Source organism: Pantoea piersonii, from assembly GCF_003612015.1.
Classification (GTDB): Bacteria; Pseudomonadota; Gammaproteobacteria; order Enterobacterales; family Enterobacteriaceae; genus Pantoea; species Pantoea piersonii.
In genome coordinates, this window is sequence record NZ_RARB01000002.1 from 249,590 (window position 1) to 273,765 (window position 24,176).

Annotated in this window: 19 protein-coding genes (1 of these 19 cut by a window edge); 16 read left to right on the plus strand and 3 right to left on the minus strand. The window is 46.8% G+C overall.

What is annotated here, in order from left to right:
- The 16 genes from D7S44_RS06920 to gndA form a co-directional block, all read left to right on the plus strand.
- Window positions 1-49: the final stretch of a phage tailspike protein gene (locus D7S44_RS06920; RefSeq protein ID WP_120453302.1), read on the plus strand. 2,198 nt of this gene lie to the left of the window's left edge; only the last 49 of its 2,247 coding nucleotides appear in the window; its start codon lies beyond the left edge, outside the window; its stop codon occupies window positions 47-49.
- 235 nt (window positions 50-284) lie between these two features.
- Window positions 285-1,547 (plus strand): colanic acid biosynthesis pyruvyl transferase WcaK, encoded by a 1,263-nt coding sequence (gene wcaK, locus D7S44_RS06925; RefSeq protein WP_120453304.1) that lies wholly within the window; start codon window positions 285-287, stop codon window positions 1,545-1,547.
- A 4-nt stretch (window positions 1,548-1,551) separates the two neighbouring features.
- Complete coding sequence (locus tag D7S44_RS06930) at window positions 1,552-2,775, plus strand: glycosyltransferase (RefSeq protein ID WP_120453306.1); 1,224 nt, start codon at window positions 1,552-1,554, stop codon at window positions 2,773-2,775.
- Window positions 2,772-4,112, plus strand: coding sequence for an MOP flippase family protein (locus tag D7S44_RS06935; RefSeq protein ID WP_120453308.1), 1,341 nt, complete (start codon window positions 2,772-2,774; stop codon window positions 4,110-4,112). The genes D7S44_RS06930 and D7S44_RS06935 overlap by 4 nt, the downstream gene beginning before the upstream one ends.
- A 275-nt stretch (window positions 4,113-4,387) precedes the next feature.
- Window positions 4,388-5,284, plus strand: coding sequence for a UTP--glucose-1-phosphate uridylyltransferase GalF (gene galF, locus D7S44_RS06940; protein ID WP_120453310.1), 897 nt, complete (start codon window positions 4,388-4,390; stop codon window positions 5,282-5,284).
- Between the two features lie 53 nt (window positions 5,285-5,337).
- Window positions 5,338-6,351: a UDP-glucose 4-epimerase GalE gene (gene galE / locus D7S44_RS06945; RefSeq protein ID WP_120453312.1), complete on the plus strand. Its 1,014-nt coding sequence runs from the start codon at window positions 5,338-5,340 to the stop codon at window positions 6,349-6,351.
- 738 nt (window positions 6,352-7,089) lie between these two features.
- Complete coding sequence (gene rfbB / locus D7S44_RS06950; protein ID WP_120453314.1) at window positions 7,090-8,169, plus strand: dTDP-glucose 4,6-dehydratase; 1,080 nt, start codon at window positions 7,090-7,092, stop codon at window positions 8,167-8,169.
- On the plus strand, window positions 8,169-9,056 hold the full coding sequence (rfbD, locus tag D7S44_RS06955; RefSeq protein ID WP_120453316.1) for a dTDP-4-dehydrorhamnose reductase: 888 nt from the start codon (window positions 8,169-8,171) through the stop codon (window positions 9,054-9,056). Before rfbB ends, rfbD begins: the two co-directional genes overlap by 1 nt.
- A gap of 47 nt (window positions 9,057-9,103) precedes the next feature.
- Window positions 9,104-9,985 (plus strand): glucose-1-phosphate thymidylyltransferase RfbA, encoded by an 882-nt coding sequence (rfbA, locus tag D7S44_RS06960; protein WP_120453318.1) that lies wholly within the window; start codon window positions 9,104-9,106, stop codon window positions 9,983-9,985.
- The gene (rfbC, locus tag D7S44_RS06965; protein ID WP_120453320.1) at window positions 9,985-10,533 is read left to right on the plus strand and encodes a dTDP-4-dehydrorhamnose 3,5-epimerase; all 549 of its coding nucleotides are present in this window, start codon (window positions 9,985-9,987) and stop codon (window positions 10,531-10,533) included. Before rfbA ends, rfbC begins: the two co-directional genes overlap by 1 nt.
- 124 nt (window positions 10,534-10,657) lie before the next feature.
- Window positions 10,658-11,491 carry an ABC transporter permease gene (locus D7S44_RS06970; protein WP_120453322.1) on the plus strand — a complete coding sequence of 278 codons (834 nt, stop codon included), beginning with the start codon at window positions 10,658-10,660 and terminating at the stop codon, window positions 11,489-11,491.
- Window positions 11,481-12,863, plus strand: a complete 1,383-nt coding sequence (locus tag D7S44_RS06975) for an ABC transporter ATP-binding protein (RefSeq protein ID WP_120453324.1) — start codon at window positions 11,481-11,483, stop codon at window positions 12,861-12,863. Before D7S44_RS06970 ends, D7S44_RS06975 begins: the two co-directional genes overlap by 11 nt.
- On the plus strand, window positions 12,856-17,829 hold the full coding sequence (locus D7S44_RS06980) for a rhamnan synthesis F family protein (RefSeq protein WP_120453326.1): 4,974 nt from the start codon (window positions 12,856-12,858) through the stop codon (window positions 17,827-17,829). The genes D7S44_RS06975 and D7S44_RS06980 overlap by 8 nt, the downstream gene beginning before the upstream one ends.
- A 47-nt stretch (window positions 17,830-17,876) precedes the next feature.
- Window positions 17,877-18,797 carry a glycosyltransferase family 2 protein gene (locus tag D7S44_RS06985; protein WP_120453327.1) on the plus strand — a complete coding sequence of 307 codons (921 nt, stop codon included), beginning with the start codon at window positions 17,877-17,879 and terminating at the stop codon, window positions 18,795-18,797.
- 14 nt (window positions 18,798-18,811) lie between these two features.
- Window positions 18,812-19,624, plus strand: a complete 813-nt coding sequence (locus tag D7S44_RS06990) for a galactosyltransferase-related protein (RefSeq protein ID WP_120453329.1) — start codon at window positions 18,812-18,814, stop codon at window positions 19,622-19,624.
- 314 nt (window positions 19,625-19,938) lie between these two features.
- Window positions 19,939-21,348 carry an NADP-dependent phosphogluconate dehydrogenase gene (gene gndA / locus D7S44_RS06995; RefSeq protein ID WP_120453331.1) on the plus strand — a complete coding sequence of 470 codons (1,410 nt, stop codon included), beginning with the start codon at window positions 19,939-19,941 and terminating at the stop codon, window positions 21,346-21,348.
- Window positions 21,349-21,381: 33 nt separating this feature from the next.
- On the opposite strand, the gene D7S44_RS07000 is transcribed toward gndA, so the two are convergent.
- The 3 genes from D7S44_RS07000 to D7S44_RS07010 form a co-directional block, all read right to left on the minus strand.
- The gene (locus D7S44_RS07000; protein ID WP_120453333.1) at window positions 21,382-22,680 is read right to left on the minus strand and encodes a succinylglutamate desuccinylase/aspartoacylase family protein; all 1,299 of its coding nucleotides are present in this window, start codon (window positions 22,678-22,680) and stop codon (window positions 21,382-21,384) included.
- A 106-nt stretch (window positions 22,681-22,786) separates the two neighbouring features.
- The gene (locus tag D7S44_RS07005; RefSeq protein ID WP_120453335.1) at window positions 22,787-23,581 is read right to left on the minus strand and encodes an ABC transporter substrate-binding protein; all 795 of its coding nucleotides are present in this window, start codon (window positions 23,579-23,581) and stop codon (window positions 22,787-22,789) included.
- A 62-nt stretch (window positions 23,582-23,643) separates the two neighbouring features.
- Window positions 23,644-24,120 carry a YbaK/prolyl-tRNA synthetase associated domain-containing protein gene (locus D7S44_RS07010; protein ID WP_120453337.1) on the minus strand — a complete coding sequence of 159 codons (477 nt, stop codon included), beginning with the start codon at window positions 24,118-24,120 and terminating at the stop codon, window positions 23,644-23,646.
- Window positions 24,121-24,176 lie beyond the last annotated feature (56 nt).

Below are 24,176 nucleotides of genomic sequence, written 5' to 3' on the forward strand. Positions count from 1 at the left end.
GCCGGGCAGGTCGATACCAGCAAGCCGAAAGGGTTTATCTCTATGGTGATTAACGGCGAACAGTGCGCCGTGCCCTATTTCGCCTTGAAAGGCTAGTTCGACATACCGCGCCCAGGGAAGGGCGCGAGCAGCATCCTCTGGAGCATTTTTTACATTGCATATTGGTTATTTTTTTAAACACAGAGTTTACTTTTGCCCGTCAGGACAGGGCGGCTTGTTTACCCGGCGCATCGCAGACGTCCAGGTCGGGTGAAAATTAAAAAAGAAATTTTTCGGAGTTTTTAATGAAAATTTTACTGGTGGGTAACCATACGTGTGGGAATCGCGGGGATGGCGCGATTCTCCGCGGGCTGATCGATTCGATACATGCCGCCCGCAGTGACATAGAGATTGATGTGATCAGCCGTTACCCAACGAGCTCTGGTTATTTGCTCCAGCAAGACATTCAGCAGGATTCGCTGTTTTTGCACAACAGTAAGTCAGCTAAGGGATTGATTGGAACGGTAAAGCGCAAGGTCGCTAACCGGCTGATGCCGAACATTATGATGGCGCATCTGGGAAAAGGTGGTCTGTTTAAATCTTTCGCCGTGCCGGCGCATCTTGAAGCCTTTACCGGCAGCCTGAAGCAGTACGACGCCATTATTCAGGTCGGTGGCTCGTTCTTCGTCGATCTCTATGGCGTGACGCAGTTCGATCATGCGCTCTGCGCCCTGATGGCGAAGAAGCCTCTCTATTTGATCGGCCACTCGGTCGGTCCCTTTCAGAATCCGCGCGTAAATGCACTGGCGAACTTCGTCTTTGACCGTGTTGACAGCCTGGTGCTGCGCGAATCGGTCAGCCTCGATCTGATGAAAAAAGATGGCGTCACCACGCGCAAAGTCGCGCCGGGCGTCGATACCGCTTTCCTGGTCCGCGCGCGCAGCGTCGAACAGCCGAGCCACAATCTGCTGCACTGGCAAAATATTATCAGCAGTCGCAAAACTATCGCGATTACCGTGCGTGAGCTGGCGCCGTTCGACAAACGCCTTGGCGTGACGCAGAAAGAGTATGAAGCCGCTTTTGGCCGCGTAATCAATGCGATGATCGCCGAAGGCTATCAGGTGGTCGCCTTCTCGACCTGCACCGGCATTGACAGCTATGCCAAAGATGATCGTATGGTGGCGCTGACGCTGCGCGACAGCATCGAGCGCCCGGAGCATTACCATGTCATCATGGATGAGTTTAACGACCTTGAGCTGGGCATCCTGCTGAGCCACTGTCATCTCACCATCGGCACGCGCCTGCACTCTGCCATTATCTCGATGAACTTCGGCACGCCGGCCGTCGCTATCAACTACGAACACAAGTCGATGGGCGTGATGAATCAGCTCGGCCTGCCGCAGATGGCGACCGACGTGAAGAGCCTGATGGACGGCTCGCTGATCGACAAAGTCAAAGACGTGCTGGCGAATTATGACGCGATTAAACAGCAGGTCGATACGGCGGTTGCGCACGAGCGCGAAGTCGGTAACCGGATCACAGAAGAGATCCTCAACGTATTGGGGTAATGCTATGAAACTCACTTTTTTCACCATGCGTTTCCCGGTCGCCTCTGAGACCTTCGTGCTGAACCAGGTGACTCATTTTATCGACGCTGGCTACGACGTAGAGATCATCTCGGTATTTCCCGGCGATCTGGTGAACCGTCACGCAGCCTTCGACGAATATCAGCTGGCGTCGCGCACGCACTATCTGCTGCCGGAAGAGAAAGTCTCAAATATCGACAAGCTCAACCAGCGGCTGAAGCTGGTGCTGCCGAAAGTAGCGAAGCCCGCGCTGATCCGCTCGCTTAACGTACGCCGCTACGGCGCGCAGTCCAGCAAGCTGCTGCTGCCCTCTATCGTGGCGAATACCCGCCAGCCCTATACCGCCGACGTGTTCCTCGTTCACTTCGGCTACGCGGGCGCGCTGGCGAATAAGCTGCGTGAGCTGGGCGTGCTGATCGGCAAGCAGGCAACGGTGTTTCACGGCGCGGATATTTCACGCCGCCATATTCTGGAAGAGCACAAGCAGGATTACGTCAATCTGTTCGAACAGAGCGAGCTGTTGCTGCCGATCAGCCATCTCTGGGAGCGCAAGCTGATCGAAATGGGCTGCCCGCCGGAGAAGATCCACGTCACGCGCATGGGCATCGAGCCGGAGAAGTTTAACTTCAAGCCGCGCAAGGCGTTTCACTCGCCGCTGCGCATCGTCTCCGTGGCGCGTCTCACTGAGAAGAAGGGACTCGACGTCGCGGTGAAGGCCAGCGAGCTGCTGAAACAGCGCGGCGGTCAGTTTGAGTTCACCATTATCGGCAACGGCGACCAGGATGCGATGATGCGCGAGCATATCGCCAACGCCGGGCTGGAAGATTGTGTCAGCATGCCGGGCTTCAAGCCGCAGGAGGAGATTCGCGCCGCCCTGAGCGAGGCGGATATCTTCCTGCTGCCCTCCAAAACCGCCGCCGATGGCGATATGGAGGGGATACCGGTGGCGCTGATGGAAGCGATGGCGGTGGGCTTGCCGGTGGTCTCCACCTTCCACAGCGGCATTCCCGAGCTGATTGAAAACAACGTTTCAGGCTGGCTGGTGCCGGAAGATGACGCCGAGGCGCTGGCCGATACGCTGTTCAGGCTGTCGCAGGGCGATATCGATGTGGCACCAGTGGTCGCGGCGGCGCGGCATAAGGTCGAAACGGAATTCAATCAGCATATCGCCTATGGAGAACTGGCGCGGCTGCTGGAGCAGCTGGCGTGAGCGGACTGAAAAAACAGGCGGTATGGCTGTTCGGCAGTACCTGTTTCGCCGCGCTACTGCAGGTACTGCAGCTCAGCGTGCTGGCGCGCAAGCTGGAAGCGCACGAGCTGGGGCTGCTGGCGATTATCAACGCCATTCTGGCGGTCGCCACCGTGCTGCAGGATATGGGGATGAGCAGCTATCTCGTGCATCGTCAGGAGATCACCCGGCGCGAGCAGAGCACCATTTACTGGGTTAACGTTTCGCTGAGCCTGGTGACCGGTTTGATCCTGCTCGGCATCGCGTATCCGGTCGCCTGGTTCTACCATCTGCCGGAGCTGGTAGGGCTGATTATGCTTACCAGCCTCAACTTCCTCGTGCTGGGTCACCTGTCGCAGTATCAGGCGCACTACATCAAAACCAAACGTATGGTGTTGCTCGCCAAAATCGAGATGGCGACCAAACTGTTCGCGTTTGCCTGTACCGTAGCGATGCTCTGCTTTACATCGCTGACGGTGGCGGCGGCGATCCTTGGGCTGTTTATCAACGCTTTTACCCGCATTCTCTGCATGATCGCCTTCGGCGAGAAGTCGTGGCGGCCCACGTGGGAGTTTGATAAAGCCACCTTTATCAGCGCGGTGCGTTACGGCATCTATCAGCTTGGTTCGCAGACCATCAATCAGCTGCGCACTCAGGCGGACGCCCTGATTGTCGGTAAGGTTATGGGCGCAGAGATGCTCGGCATCTATTCGCTGGCGAAAGAGCTGATCCTCCAGCCGCTCAAGCTGGTATCGCCGGTTATCAACCGCCTGGCGCTGCCGCGCTTCGCGGAGAAACAGCAGGATCCCGAGCAGCTCAAAAAGCTGTTCCTGAAGGGCACCTTCGTTATCATGCTCTTCAGCAGCGCGATGTACCTGGCTATCGGGATTCTTTCGCCGGTGATTGTGCGGGTGTTGTACGGCGCGTCGCACGAGCAGGTTTACCATCTGATCCCGCTGATGCTGCTGTTCGGCATGCTGCGCCCGATGGGCGGGCTGACCGGCGCTATTTCGCAGGCGAACGGCCGCACCAACGTCGAGTTCTACTGGAATATCGTGGCGAGTCTGGTGGTGCTGGCGGTGCTGGCGACCACTTTTATCTGGCCGAACGTGCTTTACGTGGCGCTGACGCTGTCGATCTCGCAGGTGCTGATCTCCGCCTTCGCGCATCCGTTCTTTATTAAGCCAGTTATCGGTATCCGCTTTATGCCCTATGCGCGACAGTGGGTGTCGGTGTCGGCGCTATTTATCGCGGTAATTGTGCTGGTGAATCATTTCGACCTGTTTGTTATGCCGGAGTGGTTCGAACGCTGGCTCTAATCAATGGGTGTTATCCCGGGCGGCCGCTGTGCCGCCCGATTCTTTTTTAGCCTGGCATTGCACCTGATCAGCCACCGTTGCTGAAGAGGGTTTTAACGCATGGTTTAGCGCTTGTCTTTACTCACTTTATGGCGTGTCTGAATAGTGGGAAAAAGATGAATTTCTAAGGGTTGACAGGCATTTAGTGTCGGATTTTCAGATAAAGATTATACTTGCTGTTCTGGCCGAGACTGCATAATCGACCACACGTATTCACTTCATGAAATGGAAAAAATATGACCAAGCTTAAAGCAGTAATCCCGGTTGCGGGTCTCGGTATGCATATGCTCCCGGCGACGAAAGCAATTCCAAAAGAGATGCTGCCTGTCGTTGATAAGCCGATGATTCAATATATCATTGATGAATGCGTTGCCGCGGGCATCAAAGAGATTGTGCTGGTCACCCATGCTTCCAAAAATGCGGTGGAAAACCACTTCGATACCACTTACGAGCTGGAAGCGCTGCTCGAAGCGCGCGTTAAACGTCAGCTGCTGAGCGAAGTGCAGTCTATTTGCCCGCCGGGCGTGACCATTATGAACGTGCGTCAGGCGCAACCGCTGGGTCTGGGTCACTCTATCCTGTGCGCCCGTCCGATGATTGGCGACAACCCCTTTGTTGTCGTCCTGCCGGACGTGCTGCTGGACGACTCCACCGCTGACCACCTGCGCTACAACCTGGCCGCTATGGTGGCGCGCTTTGAAGAGACCGGCCATAGCCAGGTGCTGGCGCAGCATATGCCGACTTCCGATCTCAGAGAGTACTCGGTAATTACCACCGAGCAGCCGCTGGATAACCCAGGCGACGTCAGCACTATCACCAATTTCGTTGAGAAGCCGGAAGAGCCGGCGCCGCTTAACTCCGATCTGGCTGCGGTCGGCCGCTATGTGCTCTCTGCAGACATCTGGGGCGAGCTTGAACGTACCGAGCCGGGCGCATGGGGCCGTATTCAGCTTACCGACGCTATCGCCAGCCTGAGCCAGAAGAAGCCGGTTGACGCCGCACTGCTGACGGGTCGCAGCTTCGACTGCGGGCGCAAGCTTGGCTATATGCAGGCATTTGTCTCTTACGGCCTGCGCAGCAACACCATGGGGCAGGAATTCCGCGCCGCCATCGAGAAAATTCTGGCAAAATAACCTTTTCTCACGTTTTGCCGCGCATCGACGCGGCAGCTTTGACAGGAGCACACATGGCTATTTTGGTAACGGGCGGGGCGGGATATATCGGCTCCCATACGGTGCTGGCGTTATTGCAGCGCGGCGACGACGTTGTAGTACTGGATAACCTGTGCAACGCCTCGCGCGAGGCGATCAATCGCGTCGAGAAGCTGGCCGGGAAAAAGGCGACCTTTGTGGAAGGCGATGTCCGCGACCGCGCCTGCCTGCGCGATCTTTTCGCCAGCAATGAGATCACAGCGGTTATCCACTTCGCCGCGCTGAAGGCGGTAGGGGAGTCAACCCGCATGCCGCTGGAGTATTACGACAACAACGTCGCTGGCACAGTCGTGCTGCTGGAAGAGATGCGCGCCGCAGGCATCTATAACTTTATCTTCAGCTCTTCCGCCACCGTCTATGGCGCCGACGCGCCGGTTCCCTATGTGGAAACCACGCCGATCGGCGGCACGACCAGCCCTTACGGCACGTCCAAGCTGATGATTGAGTTCGTGATGCGCGACTTCGCCTTTGCCGAACCAAAATTCAAAGCCATTGCGCTGCGCTACTTTAACCCGGTCGGCGCACATGAGTCTGGCGAGATCGGCGAAGACCCGACCGGCATTCCTAACAACCTGCTGCCCTATATCGCGCAGGTAGCGATTGGCCGTCTGCCGCAGCTCGGCGTGTTCGGCGGCGATTACCCGACGCCGGACGGCACCTGTCAGCGCGACTACATTCACGTTGTCGACCTGGCGGAAGGGCACCTGAAGGCACTCGATCATCTGCCGAAAGTCGAGGGTTATAAGGCTTACAATCTCGGCGCGGGCAAAGGCTACTCAGTGCTTGAAATGATCAAGGCGTTTGAGGCAGCTTCTGGTAAACAGATCCCTTATGAGATCAAACCGCGTCGCGACGGCGATCTGGCAGCCTTCTGGGCTGATGCGAGCCTGGCGGACAAGGAGCTGGACTGGCGCGTGTCGCGCGGGATCGAAGAGATGATGCGCGATACGTGGAACTGGCAGAGTAAGAACCCGGATGGGTTCCGCTGAATAATATCAATTTAATAACGAGCCTGGTCTAAGACCGGGCTTTTTTATTTGTATAAGTTATCAGATATAACGCTTAAGTGAGTGAACAGAATAGATGCCTACGATAAAAATCAATTAACTCTCTTGAAACGTTCAAAAACAGATTTATCTGATGCGAACTAGCATTTAAGCTTACAGTCTTACTCAATGTGAGATAGCTCTTTGAATGAATTTCGCCCAAGTGAAACTTAAATGGTAATACTTAAATTTCAGAGGGTTAAAGTGAGAATCACATAGCGGTTGTGTGGAGCCATGGAAGGTAGCGACTGACCATAGAAACCTGTGTTAATTTGCTACTACACAAGGTACTATTTACGGTTGTGAATTATCACCTGGTAAGTTTTGGGTGAATAATATACGAAGGTTAAAGGTTAGTAGTAATAATATATTTTCGCATATTGCATTGGCGCTTACATGCCAAGGGCGGTAGCGTGGTCATTTTCTCTCTTCTTGGTTAATATTTAGCCATCGATGCTGGTATGACCTGGAAGTTAAGGGATCTAGCGGTGCCTTATTAAGCTTTGGCTTGTTCTGTATTTTGTATGCATTGAACTGAGCTTTTCAGTTTGAACCGAAACAGCCAGTAGCTTGCTTTAAACACATGGTGTAAACAATATTCAGTTCTATCCTGCAGCTAAGCGTTTGAGTTGCTTCTGAATGCGCGCAGGTAGAGGTGTCGTAAAGGATGAATGGAAAACTATGAAGATTTTAGTAACGGGTGGCGCGGGCTTTATTGGATCGGCAGTTGTCAGGCACATTATCAATGAAACTCAGGATGAAGTCATTAATGTGGATAAGCTGACTTATGCTGGCAATCTTGAGTCTTTAAAAGAGGTTGCAGACAGCTCGCGCTATCAGTTCCGACAGGCAGATATCTGCGATACTGCGGCGATTTCAGCCATTCTGAATGAGTTCCAGCCCGATGCTGTTATGCATCTTGCAGCGGAAAGCCATGTTGACCGCTCAATCACTGGACCAGCAGAATTCGTCCAAACCAACGTTGTTGGCACCTATAGCCTCCTGGAAGCAAGTCGCCAATATTGGTCTGGGCTTGATGAACAGCGCAAACAAGCGTTTCGTTTTCATCATATCTCTACTGATGAAGTCTATGGCGATCTGCCGCATCCAGATGAAATGAGTGGTGAGCTGCCTCTCTTCACAGAAACTACGCCATACGCACCCAGCAGCCCTTACTCTTCCACCAAAGCAGCCAGCGACCATCTGGTACGTGCCTGGGGAAGAACCTATAAATTGCCGGTTATCATTACTAATTGTTCTAACAATTACGGTCCATATCATTTTCCAGAAAAACTGATTCCTTTGATTATCAGCAACGCCCTGGAAGGCAAGCCTCTTCCGATTTATGGAAAAGGTGATCAAATTCGCGACTGGCTCTATGTCGAAGACCATGCTCGCGCACTCTATATTGTCGTAACTCAGGCTCAGCCGGGCACGACTTATAACGTTGGTGGTCACAACGAAAAGAAAAACATTGATGTGGTTTATAAGGTGTGTGAATTACTTGATGAATTGATGCCGAAGCCTGAAAAATATCAGCAGCAGATCACTTATGTAGCTGACCGACCAGGCCACGACCGCCGTTATGCTATCGACTCAAGTAAAATTCAGCGTGAGCTGGGCTGGAAGCCTGCGGAAACTTTTGAAACGGGTCTACGTAAAACGGTCGAGTGGTATCTTGCTAATGCTGACTGGGTAAACAATGTCAAAAGTGGTGCTTATCAAAACTGGATCGAACAAAACTACGAGAAGCGCGATTGATGAATATTTTATTGTTTGGCAAAAATGGTCAAGTAGGTTGGGAACTACAACGTGCGCTCGCGCCATTAGGTAATGTGATAGCTCTTGATTCGCGTTCCACTCACTACTGTGGCAATTTCAATGATCCTGAGGGTGTAGCAGAAACGGTCAGGACCATTAAGCCGCAAATTATTGTCAATGCAGCCGCTTATACAGCTGTTGATAAAGCTGAAAGCGAACAAGAAAGCGCCAAATGTATCAATACATTAGCGGTAATTGAAATCGCTAAAGCGGCAGAAGAAGTTGGTGCATGGTTTATCCATTACTCAACAGATTACGTGTTTAATGGTCAGGGCGTCAGGGCCTGGAGAGAAGAGGATGCAACAGGCCCGTTGAGTGTTTATGGTCAGACTAAGTTAGAAGGTGAAAAAGCAATTCAACGTTATTGCGCACGTCACCTGATATTTCGTACTAGCTGGGTTTACGCGGCAAAAGGTAATAACTTTGCTAAAACCATGATTAAACTGGCAAAAGAGCGCGATACTCTATCTGTGATAAATGACCAACATGGTGCGCCAACAGGTGCGGATCTGATTGCTGATTGTACGGCGCATGCAATCAGAACAGCTATTGTGGATAACAACGTTGCAGGTATCTATCATTTAATTGCATCGGGCGAAACTACATGGCATGCCTATGCGACTAAAGTGATCAACATAGCCAGAGAACAAGGCGTAGAATTAAAAGTCCAGACTATTAATCCGGTGCCTACCAGTTCGTTTCCTACACCAGCAAAACGACCAGCAAATTCCCGGCTCAATACAGAAAAATTTCAGCGTACTTTCAATCTAACCTTACCAGAATGGCAAATGGGTGTTGAACGTATGTTAATTGAAACTCTCGGATAATAAATAGTAACGGGCAATTTAAATTTGCCTGAAAATAAGGTGGTAATGTGAAAAAGAATAAAGGTATTATTCTCGCTGGCGGCTCAGGAACACGCCTTTACCCGGTAACTATGGCTGTAAGTAAACAACTTCTGCCGGTGTATGACAAACCGATGATTTATTACCCGCTTAGTACGCTTATGCTGGCTGGTATTACCGATATTTTGATCATCAGCACGCCGCAAGATACCCCGCGTTTTGAAAGTCTATTGGGAGATGGTTCGCAATGGGGCTTATCCATTCAGTATAAAGTGCAGCCAAGTCCAGATGGGTTAGCGCAAGCATTTATTATTGGTGAAGAATTTATCGGTGACGACTCGGTTGCTTTGATCCTTGGTGATAATATTTTTTATGGCCATGATCTTAATAAACAACTGGAGGCAGCGTCCGAGAAAGCGCAGGGAGCTACTGTTTTTGCATATCACGTTATGGATCCTGAACGATACGGCGTAGTAGAATTTGACAAAGATGGAAAAGCTGTTTCTCTGGTGGAAAAACCTGAGAACCCTAAAAGTAATTACGCTGTAACTGGTCTCTACTTCTATGACAATAGCGTCGTTGAAATGGCTAAAAAGCTACAACCTTCGCCACGCGGTGAATTAGAAATCACAGACATTAATCGTATTTATATGGAAAAAGGACAGCTGTCTGTTTCTATCATGGGGCGGGGCCATGCCTGGTTAGACACTGGAACACACCAGAGTTTAATGGAAGCGAATAATTTTATTCAAACTATTGAGTCGCGTCAGGGGCTTAAAATTGCTTGCCCCGAGGAAATTGCATACCGTATGAAATTTATCGATAAAGAAAAGCTAAAGGAATTGGCTAAGCCATACCTAAAAAATGAATACGGTAAATATTTAATGGCGCTTGTTGAAGGACGTTTGTAATGAAAGTTATTAATACTGATATTGCCGATGTGAAAATTATTGAACCTGCAGTTTTCGGTGACGAAAGAGGTTTCTTTATGGAAACCTGGCAGCAAAAAAAATTTGAGGAACTTGTTTGTCCACGGCAGTTTGTTCAGGACAACCATTCTAAATCAGCGAAAGGCATTTTACGGGGCATGCATTACCAAACGGAAAATACCCAAGGCAAGCTGGTTCGCGTTATTGCTGGGGAAGTCTATGACGTAGCTGTGGATATGCGACGCTCTTCGCCAACGTTTGGGAAATGGGTAGGGGTAATACTATCAGCTGAAAACAAACGTCAGCTTTGGGTACCCGAAGGTTTCGCACATGGTTTTTATGTTACCTCTGAAAGTGCAGAGTTTGTTTATAAATGTACGAATTATTATAATCCCGCAGCTGAGCATTCTCTTCTCTGGAATGATGATTCAATAGGTATTGAGTGGCCCATTGCGAATGGTGAAGTGCCTTTATTATCTGCTAAAGATAAAGAAGGTAAAAGCTTTCAAAGCGCAGTATATTTCAACTAAATATATTTGAAGATACATTTACTGGCGGTAAGTAAAATATCTCACCGCCTTGTTTTAGAAATCTCTACTGCCAATTTCACTGTATTTATGCTGACTGAAATGTTTAGATTTTAAGAGAGTTTAAATGGATCCTCATTCTTTAAAGCCAACTTCTTTCATATCAATTTTAAGAAGCTGTTATAATAACCGAAACTTAATTTATCAGATGACCAAGCGTGAGATTACCGGACGCTATCGCGGCTCAGTAATGGGGGTTTTTTGGTCATTTATCAATCCAGTCCTTATGCTTCTTGTTTATACATTTGTTTTTTCAGTTGTGTTCAAAGCAAGGTGGGGCACCGGTGTCACAGGAGAGTCAAAAAGCGACTTTGCTGTAATCTTATTTGCAGGGTTACTAGTGCATACCCTGTTTGCAGAAGCCTTAAGTCGAGCACCAACCTTGATAATTGGCAATGCTAATTATGTAAAAAAAGTAGTCTTTCCACTAGAATTGCTTTCCGTAAGCAGTTTATTAAGCGTCATATTTCATACAATAATTAGCATTGTTGTTTTATTGATTGCTTTTGTTTTATTTAACGGATATCTACATTGGACCGTAGTCTTAATACCTGTAGTATTGTTTCCTTTAATCATCTTTACCCTTGGCATATCCTGGTTATTGTCTTCACTGGGTGTTTTTTTGAGAGATGTTGGACAGACAATTTCTATTATTGTCACTGTTTTAATGTTTTTATCGCCTATCTTTTACCCTATTAGTGCACTTCCAAAAGATTTTCAGCCTATAATTATGCTTAATCCATTGACGTTTATTATAGAGCAGTCCCGAAATGTATTGATTTGGGGTAAATTACCGGACTTTATGGGGCTGGCAATTTATTCAGTGATTGCCCTAGTCATTATGTGGCTATGCTACGTCTGGTTTCAGAAAACGAGAAAAGGCTTTGCTGATGTCCTCTAAAGATAATGCTATTGAAATCTATAACGTAGGTAAATGTTATCAGGTTTATGAAAACCCAGTACATCGTTTGAAGCAATTCATTTTTCCTCGTATCGACCGTGCGTTTGGAAAAACAGCTCGAAGTTATCACGATGATTTTTGGGCCTTAAAAGATGTCTCTTTTGAATTGCCAAAAGGGCAAACAATGGGCATTGTTGGGCGTAATGGTTCAGGTAAATCTACATTATTGCAAATCATTGCTGGTACGCTAAGCCCGAGCTGTGGAAATATTAATGTCAGAGGACGTGTAGCTGCACTGCTTGAACTTGGAGCTGGTTTTAACAGTGATTTTACTGGCAGAGAAAATATTTACCTGAACGCATCCTTGCTTGGGTTAACCCGAGAAGAGACTGATAGTAAACTCGATGATATTCTTGCTTTTGCTGATATAGGACGCTTTATTGATTCTCCTGTTCGCTCTTATTCAAGCGGGATGCTGGTAAGGCTGGCGTTTGCTGTACAGGCCCAGATAGATCCTGAAATACTGATTGTAGACGAAGCGCTGGCAGTGGGAGACGCAAAGTTTCAGGCTAAATGTTTTGCGCGTTTAAAAAAATTAAAAGAAAATGGCACTTCGATCCTTTTGGTTTCTCACGCAACGGAGCAAATAGTTACGCATTGCGATCTTGCGTTATTGCTTGATAGTGGCGTTGTAAAAGGTTCAGGTAAACCAAAAATCGTAATTAACCAATATCTTGATCTGCTATTTGGTAAGAAAAAGAAAAATGATAACCAACGTTCAGATATTGATAAACAAATTGAATATGCTTCAGCTGGAGAAAAAGAGCGGCTTGAGCGTAGTGAAGATAATTCACCAGATTCAGAAAATGTCATATCAAAGCTAAACGGACGCTTTGAAAACAGATTTAATTACAATCCAGCGGAATATCGATGGGGCGATAAATCCGCCATTATTGAAGATTTTTTTATTGAACAAAGTGGAACATCTTATCCATCCTCTTTCGAGCACCATCAAAAAATAAATCTTTCTATTAAAATAAAGTTTAATGATTTAGTGATTAGACCAATATTTGGTTTTGCTGTAAAAAATAAAGAAGGTATTACAATTTATAATACTAACAGCGAATGGCAGGAGGTAGCTAATTTAGATGAAGCGAAAGCGGGAAGCGAAACAGTTGTGAACTTTTCTTTCCCTAATTTGCTGTACGAGGGGGATTATTTCATTTCATTAGGTGTTGCAAGCAGTGATACCAATGGTGAGATAATCCCTCATGATCGTCGTTACGATTCCATTCATATTTCTGTAGCGCCAGTAAAGAAATTTACTGGATTTACAGATTTAAGCGCAAAAATTGAGATTGTTCATGAATAGTATTTGTCAAATTTTAAGCAATGCTAATTTCGTACAAAACGATGATCGTGTTTGGCATCCACTTCATATAAAAGAATTTGCATATAATGATGGAGATCAGGCTGAATTATATCTTCTCAACGCTATTCGCGAAGCTACAGATAAGAGTAGCCGTTCACCAGAATTAGCCGCAAAAATGATCGATTGGCCATCTACTTATCATTTAACCTCTCGTCGATCTAATCTGCTAAGACCTTTTGAGGCACAACTTAAAAATAAAAAAGTTCTTGAAATAGGTTGCGGTTGTGGAGCTATTACTCGTTTTCTCGGCGAGGCGGGAGCACAGGTTGTATCGGTTGAAGGTAGCCTCCGTCGGGCAACAATTGCGCGGGCTCGCTGTGAGGATCTTGACAACGTAGAAATTATTTGCGTTCCGAGTGATGAACTACCCGATATAGGTGAGTTTGATTTCGTACTGCTTATTGGCGTTTTAGAATACGCACGCGTTTTTTTGGGTGAGTCAGGTCAAAAACTTTTACTTGATAGCTGTTATTCACGGTTAAATGAAAATGGAAAGCTTTTTGTTGCCATCGAAAACAAGCTAGGTATTAAATATTTTGCTGGCGCTGCAGAAGATCATGTTGGTCAACCAATGTTCGGCGTTAACAACAGTTATGATGATACTGGCGTGATGACTTTTGGCAGGGCGGAGCTAAAAGAAATATTAGGCTGTTCAGGATTCAGTTATATTGAAGAGTATTTACCCTTACCTGATTATAAATTACCTACAGAAATAGTCACGCCTTTAGGATGGAAAAAATACTCTACTCAACTAACACAACTTGCCATTGAAAGCGCTCATAAAGATGTGCAGGGCATAGCTGAACCTGTTTTTTCAGTTGAGCAGGCTTTAAAAAATATTTGGCAAAACAATCTTGCGGCCGATTTGTCTAATTCATTCCTTTTTTTGGCAGCAAAAAAAGAATTTTTTTCAGAAAACAAAATATTACTGCATCATTACTCAGATGGACGTTTACCTGAATATAATAAAGAGCTGATTGTTACCGTTAACGATAATGATTTAGAAGTATTAACCTATAGCATATCAAAAAATAGCAATGTAGTTAGTACGCAAAATACCTTCAAGCATAAAATTGAGGAACAGTCTGCCTTTTTTGAAGGCGAAAGTTTATGGCTTTCTTTACTCAATATTGTAAATAAGCCAGGCTGGACTGTGGGAGCTCTTCAGAACTGGTTGAAGAAATGGTTGGATTGTCTTGCGCGTGAAGAAAATATCTCAACAGAGTTAGATAAAGATACATTATTGCCAGGTAAATACAATGATGCGATGCCATTTAATATCTTAATCGATAAGAACGATAACGTAAAATTCATTGATTTAGAGTGGGTTTCGACCGATAAAATTTCTTTAGGTTATGTGATTTTTAGAGGTGTACTTCATTCCCTCCTACGCATTACTTCTGTTGCTGCATCCCCTGAAGGGGAGAACAGGAACTTACAACTACTTCTGGAAGAAATCCTAACAGGTTCAAATCTTAACATTAACAAAGAAGATCTTGAATCGTACTGGGAACGTGAATTTGAGTTTATGGAACAGACTCAAGTCGGAAACGTTGGTTATATCAGGAGTGCTTTCAAAACGGCGGTCTTGAAAACTAGGATTTCTCTGATAGAATATGCAACTCGTAATGCTGATCTAGCTTCAAAAATCAACAATTGTGAGAATAACTTGAACATTTCATTAGACAAGGAAAGTGCAAGGCTGAAGGCTATTCATCAAGAAGAAATGGCGTCGATGACTGCAGCCAACAACGAGTTAGCAGAAAAAAATGCGTTATTAATTCATGAAACACAAAGCAAAATGCTTGAAAATCAAAAGATGCATGAAGAAATTAGCTACCTTAAAAATTTAATAAGAGAGCTAAATGATAAAATCAATATGCATCATTCAAATGTTTCAGATGGTAATGAACGATATATTCATCTGGAAAGAATTAGCCATGAACAAGATAAAAAAATAAAAGAACTTAGCGATGAAATAAATCGCCTGTTATCTACCAATTCATGGAAACTTACTAAGCCATTAAGGTTTTTAATGAGACTGGTTCGTGGACAGCATCAGGCTGCACTCGACCCTTTCAAAAAAATCACCAGACAGCAGCTAAAGAAACTATATTATAAAACACCGGTGCAATACAGAAATAAACTTCTTCATACCGCATTCAAGTTGCGACCTGGCTGGTTTTTACATCACCCTGAATATCAAAGAATAAATGGCACATTTACGGCTGCAAATGTAAATAATCAACAATTATTGACAGATTTTAGCTTGCTACCTGCAAAATTAGAACGTCACCCACAAAATGTTGCTTTGCATTGCCATATTTACTATTTCGATCTGATTGACGAGTTCGTTCATCATATCGCGCAGGTCCCTTTTAGTCTTGATGTGTTTGTTTCTGTTACGTCAACTGAAGGACAGATGGTTTGTAAAGACAAACTCTCAAAACTTGCTAATATTAATAATCTGTTTGTCGAAATCGTGCCTAACAGGGGGAGAGATATTGGGCCCATGTTTGCGCATTTTGGAAGCCGTTTAAAGACATATGATTTTGTCGGGCATATTCAGAGTAAGAAGTCGCTTTACAATGCTGGAGCTACGCTCGGTTGGCGGGAGTATCTTTTCAACGCTCTTTTAGGATCAAAGGAAAATATTGAGAAAATTTTCCATCAGTTTGAATTAAACAAAGGCTTGGGCATAATCTATCCTCAGGCTTTCGTGCAAGTACCATATGCAGCATTTACCTGGCTTGCGAACAGAGCTGATGGGCACAGACTGTGTTCCAGGATGGGTATCGAAATGCCGGATGCTTATTTTAACTTCCCGGCCGGTTCTATGTTTTGGGCAAGAGTAGATGCACTACGTCCGTTGTTTGATTTGAATCTAAAATGGGAAGATTTCCCAGAAGAATTAGCGCAAAATGATGGCACTGTTGCTCATGCTATAGAACGTTTACTTGGCGTTGTCCCAACAGCATTAAATTATGAGTCGTTGATTATTAAAGATCATCAGTCTCCATCCTGGACAACTTTTAGGTTTGACCAACAATATTTTGGTCGTACGTTTGATACATATCAGTATCTTATCAACGACGCCGATACGCATATTGTCGCTTTTGACATTTTCGATACTATTCTTACTCGACCTTTATTAAACCCTGATCATACAAAAAATGTTGTAATGAACGCTCTTTCATCCGATGAAAAAGTGTTATTTAAACAGTATCGCGCTCAGGCGGAAGCAGTTGCAAGAGATACTGCTGGCAGAGATATCGATATTTATGAAATTTATAACGTTTTTGCGAAGCTTACTAAAATTTCTGCGGAACGGTGCACAGAGATAGCTCATCTCGAAGCAAAAACCGAATATTCCTCAGTTTACCTAAGAGCTGATGCAAAGGAATTGATGAGCCGTGTTAAACGAGCTGGCAAAAAAGTTGTCTTAATCAGTGATATGTTTTTGCCTCGTGAAACGGTTGTCAGTATGCTCGACAAATTTGAGGTCAAAGACTGGGACGAACTTTACCTTTCCTCTGATATTGGTCTTCGCAAGGATACTGGTAAGTTATATGAGTATATGTTTGAAAAAGAAGGTGTTGCTGGGAGCAATGTAGTAATGATTGGTGACAACGAGCGATCCGATCTACAGTTGCCGTCAGATTTCTATAAAGTAAGATGTTTACATTTATTACGTGCTAATGATATTGCTAAATCTTTAACAGATTATCAGATTTTTATGAAAGATAGAACAATTGAGCAGGATTTAAATAATGAGCTCACGTTGGGTCTGATCATACAGAAAAATCTTAATAAAGTAGCAAATATAGAGCCTGATGATTTGCGTCTATATAGCGAAAGGGCTTACCAGCTTGGTTATAACCTTGTAGGGCCGCTTTTGATTTCTTTCTGCGAATGGCTTTGTCAAAAAGCTGTTGAAAACAAAATTGAACATCTTTATTTTCTTGCTCGCGAGGGCAAAATCATTAAAGAGGTGTTCGATCGCTGGTATCAGAGCCATAACAGTAATGCTATTAAATCTTCATATCTTCAAGTATCAAGACGGTCTGTGAATGTTCCGAAAATCAGAGAATTCAAACAGATTGCTGATATAGCATCTATTGATTTTTCATCTAACGGGATTGAAACCTTTCTGTTTGAAAGATTTGGCTTTGAATTAGAATCAGCTAAATGGCAAGAAATTTATACTCGTAACCTTTGGTCCGCTGATAAATTAGTCGAGATTCGGAATAAGGATATTTCTTCAATCGAACCTCTGCTTAAATATTTATCTGAGGATATTATTAAAAGCGCAATGATTGAATATGATGCCATGAACCATTATCTTGAAGGTACAGGCATCAAGGGTAATGATAGTTCGGCTATTGTAGACGTAGGATATTCAGGTACTATCCAAAAGTCTCTCAATGAGCTTCTTAAGAAACCTGTTCATGGGTTTTATATGGCTACTTCTCATCTTATTCGAGATGGCATGCATCCTTCATCATTAACTGAAGGTTGTTTTGTTAGCAATGGAGAAGCTAACTTTATTGACTCACGTATTTTCAGTAAAAGTTTTGCGCTTGAGCAATTGTTAAGTGCGAACGATGCGCAGATTGCAAAATATGTTCTCAATGAGCATGGTTTGCTGGATAAAGTCTTTAAACCCTTAAGGGATGAAGAGAAAGCTACTCAGCCTGTCCGTAACGACTTACAACGTGGCATTATGGAATATGTGAGTGATGCGCTTGAGCTAAAAGAAAATTTTTATCCAGAATTTGCACCATCGTTATCGGTCGCGAATAAGCTTTATTCGGGCTTTGTCGATTCGGGTAAAGATAAGCAAAACAGCGTATTACAACAACTTGTGCTTGATGATGACTATTGTGGTCGTGGGCTGGTAAGTTAAGAATATAAGGATGCCTTTGGGCATCCTTTATCTTTCGGGCGGTTTTTATGAGCAATTCTCATCTGGCTATTTTAATGTGTACCTTTAATGGCGAGAGATATATTGATGAGCAATTAAGCTCAATTACAAAGCAAGATTTTAAAAATTGGCACTTGTGGATTTCTGACGACAACTCTTCTGATAATACCTTAAATATAATTAAATCGCATCTTGGTTATTTGAGCGGTGATATTACCATCCTTAGTGGGCCAGCCCGCGGTTTTAGTGAAAATTTCAAATATTTAATACATTACTCACCTGTCTCTTCGCATTATTATGCTTTTGCTGATCAAGACGATATTTGGTTATCAGACAAACTAACTCGTGCGGTTAAATGGCTAGATGAGATACCAGAAAATACCCCTGCTATGTATTGCAGCCGTACAGAATTGATAGATGAAGAGGGTAAAGTAATTGGTTACTCTCCAGACTATTCAAAACCTCCGGCTTTGAGAAATGCTCTTCTTCAAAATATAGCCAGCGGTAATACAATGGTTTTTAACGATTGTGCCCTTAAACTTTTGCGTCAAGCGACTTCTGGATCGTTTGTTATTCATGACTGGGCGCTTTATCTGGCCGTTACGGCTTGCGGAGGTCGTGTTTATTTTGATCACCAGCCATCGGTTCGCTACAGGCAACATCGTGATAATCTCATTGGTAATGGCATGTCTTTTTTACGCCGTCTAAATAATTTTTTTCAGGCATGGAAAGGTCGAAAAGCGGAATGGAATGATAAAAATTGTGCAATGCTTGAAAACTTATCAGTTTTTATGACTGACGAATCTAAAGAGATACTCAGGTTTTATTCGTCTATCCGTGATAAAAATATCTTTGTACGATATCTTAATTTACGGAACTCAGGTGTATATCATCAGCAACTTATAGGAATGCTGACAACGATTGCTCACACTTTATTAAATCGTATGTAATAACTGGTGTTTTAGTGAAAATTATCGCATCGTTAGTTCTTTACAGGCATAGTTATGCAGATATCCAAAAAACACTGGTATCGCTTCTTGCTGAAGACAGTATTGATAAAATTTGCATTGTTGATAATGGCAATCATTGCAAGTGGTTAGAGGAATTAAAAGGGTCTAAGATTGAGATCATTAAACTTCCTGTAAATAAAGGATTTGGTAGCGGGCATAATGCTGTATTTGAGCGTTTTAAAAACAAATGCGAACATTTTCTTATTTGCAATCCAGATATTTCTTTCTCTCATGGTCAAGTCGATAATCTCTATATTTTTAGTAAAAAAAAGAATTGTGGACTGACGATACCTAAAGTTGTTTACCCGGACGGTAGCTTACAACATGGCTGCAAACTACTGCCGAAACCTTATCAGCTTTTTCTTCGTCGCTTCTGGCCATCACTTGCGGAGCGCATAAACTTTAATTACGAATTGCGTGGTGCAAATTATGAATGCTCTTTCTTTGCGCCTTCGCTGTCTGGTTGTTTTATGCTGCTTAGTCAGCAAGCGCTGAATAAAATAAATGGTTTTGATGAAAGATTTTTTCTCTATCTGGAGGACGTTGATTTAAGTCGTAGAGTAAGTTCTTCTTCTTTGTCTGTACAATATTGCCCTTCATCGATTGTCGTACATGAATCTCAGCGTCGCTCTTATCGGGATGTAAAATTTCTTATTTATCACATCATTTCTGCTGTTAAGTACTTTAATAAGTGGGGCTGGATATTTGATCAGGAACGTGAAAAGCTCAATCAACGCTGTCTGAGTCAATTTAAGCAACCTAGATAAAATACTCCTGACTGATGCTTCAATTTTGCTTACAAAATATTTTCTGACTATGTCGCCTTGTTATTAAAGTACAAGTCCATGGTTAATGGCGGTATTATTTATTGGAAGTAACTGCTTGCTGACCTTAGCCGTTTGTAAACTAAGTCTGGACGTTTGTAGGGCTATGCTTTTTATCTTACCGTGCCAATTGAGTTGATTCCTGTTTCAGGACTAATCACAACTACCGTAACCTGAATAGCTGAGTTAATATGAATGACGTATTTGTTCACGGCACGTTTATTGTGCAGTGAGTGACTTTCAGACAGGAGTATGTAATGTCCAAGCAACAGATCGGCGTTGTAGGTATGGCAGTGATGGGTCGTAACCTGGCTCTCAACATTGAGAGCCGCGGTTACACCGTCTCTATCTTCAACCGTTCACGCGAAAAAACAGATGAAGTTATCGCTGAGAACCAAGGTAAAAAGCTCGCTCCGTACTATACGATCGAAGAGTTTGTAGAGTCCCTTGAGAAACCTCGTCGTATTCTGCTGATGGTACAGGCGGGCGAAGCAACTGATAAAACTATCGCTTCCCTGACCCCGCATCTCGATAAAGGCGACATCCTGATCGACGGCGGTAACACCTTCTACAAAGACACCATTCGTCGTAACAAAGAGCTCTCTGAGCAGGGCTTCAACTTCATTGGTACCGGTGTTTCCGGTGGTGAAGAGGGCGCGCTGAAAGGTCCTTCTATCATGCCTGGCGGCCAGAAAGAGGCTTACGAGCTGGTTGCGCCGATTCTGGACAAAATCGCAGCCCGCGCTGAAGACGGCGAAGCCTGTGTCACCTATATCGGTCCAGACGGCGCTGGCCACTACGTGAAGATGGTGCATAACGGCATCGAATATGGCGATATGCAGCTGATCGCTGAAGCCTATGCACTGCTGAAAGGCGCGCTGGGTCTGAGCAATGAAGAGCTGGCGAAAACCTTCACCGAGTGGAATAACGGCGAGCTGAGCAGCTACCTGATCGACATCACCAAAGATATCTTCACCAAGAAAGATGATGAAGGTAACTACCTGGTTGACGTCATCCTGGATGAAGCCGCTAACAAAGGTACCGGTAAATGGACCAGCCAGAGCTCACTGGATCTCGGCGAACCGCTGTCGCTGATTACTGAATCCGTATTTGCCCGCTACCTCTCTTCTCTGAAGACACAGCGTGTAGCTGCATCTAAAGTGTTAAGCGGCCCGCAGGCGCAGGCTTTCACCGGTGACAAAGCGGAATTTATCGAGAAAGTGCGTCGCGCGCTTTACCTGGGCAAGATTGTCTCTTACGCGCAGGGCTTCTCACAGCTGCGTGCTGCTTCCGAGCAGTACAACTGGGATCTGCACTACGGCGAAATCGCGAAAATCTTCCGTGCTGGCTGCATCATCCGCGCACAGTTCCTGCAGAAGATCACCGATGCCTATGCAGAAAACGCCAATATCGCGAACCTGCTGCTGGCACCTTACTTCAAGAATATCGCTGACGAATACCAGCAGGCGCTGCGCGACGTAGTTGCTTACGCAGTACAAAACGGTATCCCGACACCGACTTTCTCTGCCGCTATCGCTTACTACGACAGCTATCGTTCAGAAGTATTACCCGCTAACCTGATTCAGGCGCAGCGTGACTACTTCGGCGCGCATACTTATAAGCGCATCGATAAAGAAGGTGTGTTCCACACCGAGTGGCTGGACTAATCATTAAAAAGGCTTCCATAAGGAAGCCTTTTTTTATCCCACCAGCAAATCCCCGCTCCTAATCTCTTTATCTCCCGCCAGCCTGACCACCAGCATGCCCGCCGTCGCGAACTTCGCCCAGTGCCTTGCATAGAGCACGCCGCCATGCTCTGCCACCAGCGGCGTCACGCTGTCGGTTATCGGATCGACTACCTCAGCGATTACTTCACCCGGACGAATATGCGCGCCCAGCTTTTTACGGTGCAGGATCAGGCCCGATACCGGCGAGTAAATATATTCGCAGCCTGCCAGCGGCGTTGCGGGATGTTTAAGGGCAGGGGAGACAGCGGCTGCGCCCTCAGTGTGACGCTGCTTAATAACGCTCACCTCTTCCGGCATATCTACCGCTTCCAGCGCGCTCGCCGCAGCGCTGCTCTCCGCCATACCTGCAATGTCGTCAGCATTTGCCGTCACCAGCGCCAGTTCATCGCCGCCAATCACCGGGGCGGCCACTTCTGCTGATATCAGGGTCTCTTCAGCCACGATATAACCACCTTCGCGCAGCGCAGCGATAATTGCATCCGCGTCATGCTCCGCCTGGTCAGGATCGACATCACGTACCCCGCGCAGCTCAAGCGTCACCGGCAGCAGGCCGCGCGGCATTGGATAGCTGTCGCCAAAACGCTCCGCCAGCGTCAGCCAGGGCTCGCAGCAGGCTTCATCGAAGGGTTCCCCGCCTGAAACCTGCGCCAGCAGCTGCACCTCGCTGCCCAGCCAGCGCGCCAGCGGCTCGATATCGGGCCAGGCATGCGGCGTGGTGTAGAGATGGGGCAGCGCTTCCCAGTCGCAGTGCAAATCAATCATCAGATCCGCCTGGCTCGCCATGCGCATCAGGGTAAACCGCTGCGCCTCCAGTTCGTTTTTGGCAATTACATCGCGATAGTGGCGATCGATCGCATCGCGGATCAGCCGCTTGTTGTCGCCTTCGTTCGGCGACAGCGAGCCGGCCAGCTCAGCCGCCAGCTTTTCGCCCAGCGCGGGGAAGCGACGGTTGAAGTCCTGACCAGACTCGCAGTGAAAACGTCCCAGATGCGTGCCGTTCCAGTGCTGGCTCAGCGCCAGCGGGTTCGCCACCGGCACCAGCGTAAAGCTCGCACGCAGCCTGCCAGCGGACTCCAGCGCCGCCAGCTTCTGCTTGAGAAACCAGGCGACCGCCATACCGGGGATCTCATCGCCGTGCAGCGACGCCTGGATATAAACCTGTTTATGTTTTTCTTCGCCGAAGTGGAAGCTGACGATTTCGCGCTGAGTGCCCAGCGAGGCGCTAAGAAGAGGATGATGTTGTTGATGCATGAGGCGCTGAGTATCCTGTCATTTAGAAGGGGCGCAGCTGCGCCCTGGAAATGAAGAAAAGTATAGTGCCGAATTAAAGCGGGCGACCAGTTGCGTCGCCTCAGGGTTACGGCTGGACAGAAATGTCAGTAGCGAAGTACTGCTTTTGGATCTTGTCGAAGGTGCCGTTCTTTTTGATTTCGGCGAAGGCGTTATCCATCGCGGTTTTCAGTTCGGTATCGCCTTTACGCAGGCCAATCGCGGTTCCCGGACCGATAATCGGATCCTGTACAATCGGGCCGGCCAGTTCGAAATCTTTGCCCTGCGGGTGTTTCAGGAAGCCATTCGCCGCCTGCGCTGCATCGGTAAATACCACATCCAGACGGCCAGAGATAAGGTCGCTCTCTACCTGTGCCTGATCGCCATAGGGCACGACGTTCACGCCGTACGGCTGCCATTTGGCGCGTGCGTAACGCTCCTGCACTGTGCCTTGCTCCACGCCGACGGTTTTACCCTTCAGCGACTCGGCGGTTGGCAGCAGGCCGGAACCTTTACGCGCAATCAGCTGGGTATGGGTGTCATAGAGCGGTACGGTAAAGTCGATCTGCTTCAGACGCTCTTCGGTAATGCCCATATCTGACAGGATGGCGTCGAACTTACGCGCTTTGAGCGCCGGGATCATGCCGTCGAACTGACTTTCCACCCAGACGCATTTTGCCTGCATCTGCTGGCACAGCGCATTGCCCAGATCGATATCGAAGCCGACCAGCTTGCCCTGCGGGGTTTTGGACTCAAACGGAGGATAGGTCGGATCAACCGCGAAGCGGACCTGTTCGATTTTCGCCTGCGCGCCAAAGGCGCAGCCTGCCAGCAGGGCGGTCATCAGCGCAGCGCGCAGACGTGAGGGAGTGTAAATAGCCATTTAATCTTCTTTTATCGTGATGTTGAATTAAGGAGAGTACCTGCCCGCTATCACGATGACAATTACTGGATTATTTTCACTACGTTAGCATTACAGAGGCGGCGATAATCGTCGGTATTGACTATAACCGACCTGTCCAGCCGACCGGCGTTAAAGGCGATCTCCTCAAAACGCTCGAACAGCAGCGGATCGACTACCAGCTTTAGATCGGGATGAAAAGAGAAGGGCGGAATAGCGCCGAACACACAGCCGGTCAGCGCATCCACTTCCGCCGGGCTGGCGAGCGAGGCACGCCGACCGGCAACCGCCTCCGCCACTCTGGTTAAATCTGCCTGCTGATCTGCAGGCAGCACCGCCAGCACGTGCTGTTTGACACCGTTGCCTTTGACGTGGCACACCAGCGCTTTTGCCCCCTGGCCCACCGCCGTGCCGCGGATCGCCGCCACCGCCTCGCATTTACCGGTCGCTTCATGCGTAATCAGCCGATAGCGCGCCTGATGCCGATCCAGCAGGGCGAGCAGTTTTTCATGGGTTGTCATCGCGGTTCCTGAGAAAAAATACGCTCGGTGTTGCTCAAGGCCCGGTGCCTTTCCCG

Coding starts and splice junctions, on each gene's coding strand:
- wcaK (WP_120453304.1), top strand. CDS start 285: ATGAAAATTTTACTGGTGGGTAACCATACGTGTGGGAATCGCGGGGAT.
- D7S44_RS06930 (WP_120453306.1), top strand. CDS start 1,552: ATGAAACTCACTTTTTTCACCATGCGTTTCCCGGTCGCCTCTGAGACC.
- galF (WP_120453310.1), top strand. CDS start 4,388: ATGACCAAGCTTAAAGCAGTAATCCCGGTTGCGGGTCTCGGTATGCAT.
- galE (WP_120453312.1), top strand. CDS start 5,338: ATGGCTATTTTGGTAACGGGCGGGGCGGGATATATCGGCTCCCATACG.
- rfbB (WP_120453314.1), top strand. CDS start 7,090: ATGAAGATTTTAGTAACGGGTGGCGCGGGCTTTATTGGATCGGCAGTT.
- rfbD (WP_120453316.1), top strand. CDS start 8,169: ATGAATATTTTATTGTTTGGCAAAAATGGTCAAGTAGGTTGGGAACTA.
- rfbC (WP_120453320.1), top strand. CDS start 9,985: ATGAAAGTTATTAATACTGATATTGCCGATGTGAAAATTATTGAACCT.
- D7S44_RS06970 (WP_120453322.1), top strand. CDS start 10,658: ATGGATCCTCATTCTTTAAAGCCAACTTCTTTCATATCAATTTTAAGA.
- D7S44_RS06975 (WP_120453324.1), top strand. CDS start 11,481: ATGTCCTCTAAAGATAATGCTATTGAAATCTATAACGTAGGTAAATGT.
- D7S44_RS06980 (WP_120453326.1), top strand. CDS start 12,856: ATGAATAGTATTTGTCAAATTTTAAGCAATGCTAATTTCGTACAAAAC.
- D7S44_RS06985 (WP_120453327.1), top strand. CDS start 17,877: ATGAGCAATTCTCATCTGGCTATTTTAATGTGTACCTTTAATGGCGAG.
- gndA (WP_120453331.1), top strand. CDS start 19,939: ATGTCCAAGCAACAGATCGGCGTTGTAGGTATGGCAGTGATGGGTCGT.
- D7S44_RS07000 (WP_120453333.1), bottom strand. CDS start 22,680: ATGCATCAACAACATCATCCTCTTCTTAGCGCCTCGCTGGGCACTCAG.
- D7S44_RS07005 (WP_120453335.1), bottom strand. CDS start 23,581: ATGGCTATTTACACTCCCTCACGTCTGCGCGCTGCGCTGATGACCGCC.
- D7S44_RS07010 (WP_120453337.1), bottom strand. CDS start 24,120: ATGACAACCCATGAAAAACTGCTCGCCCTGCTGGATCGGCATCAGGCG.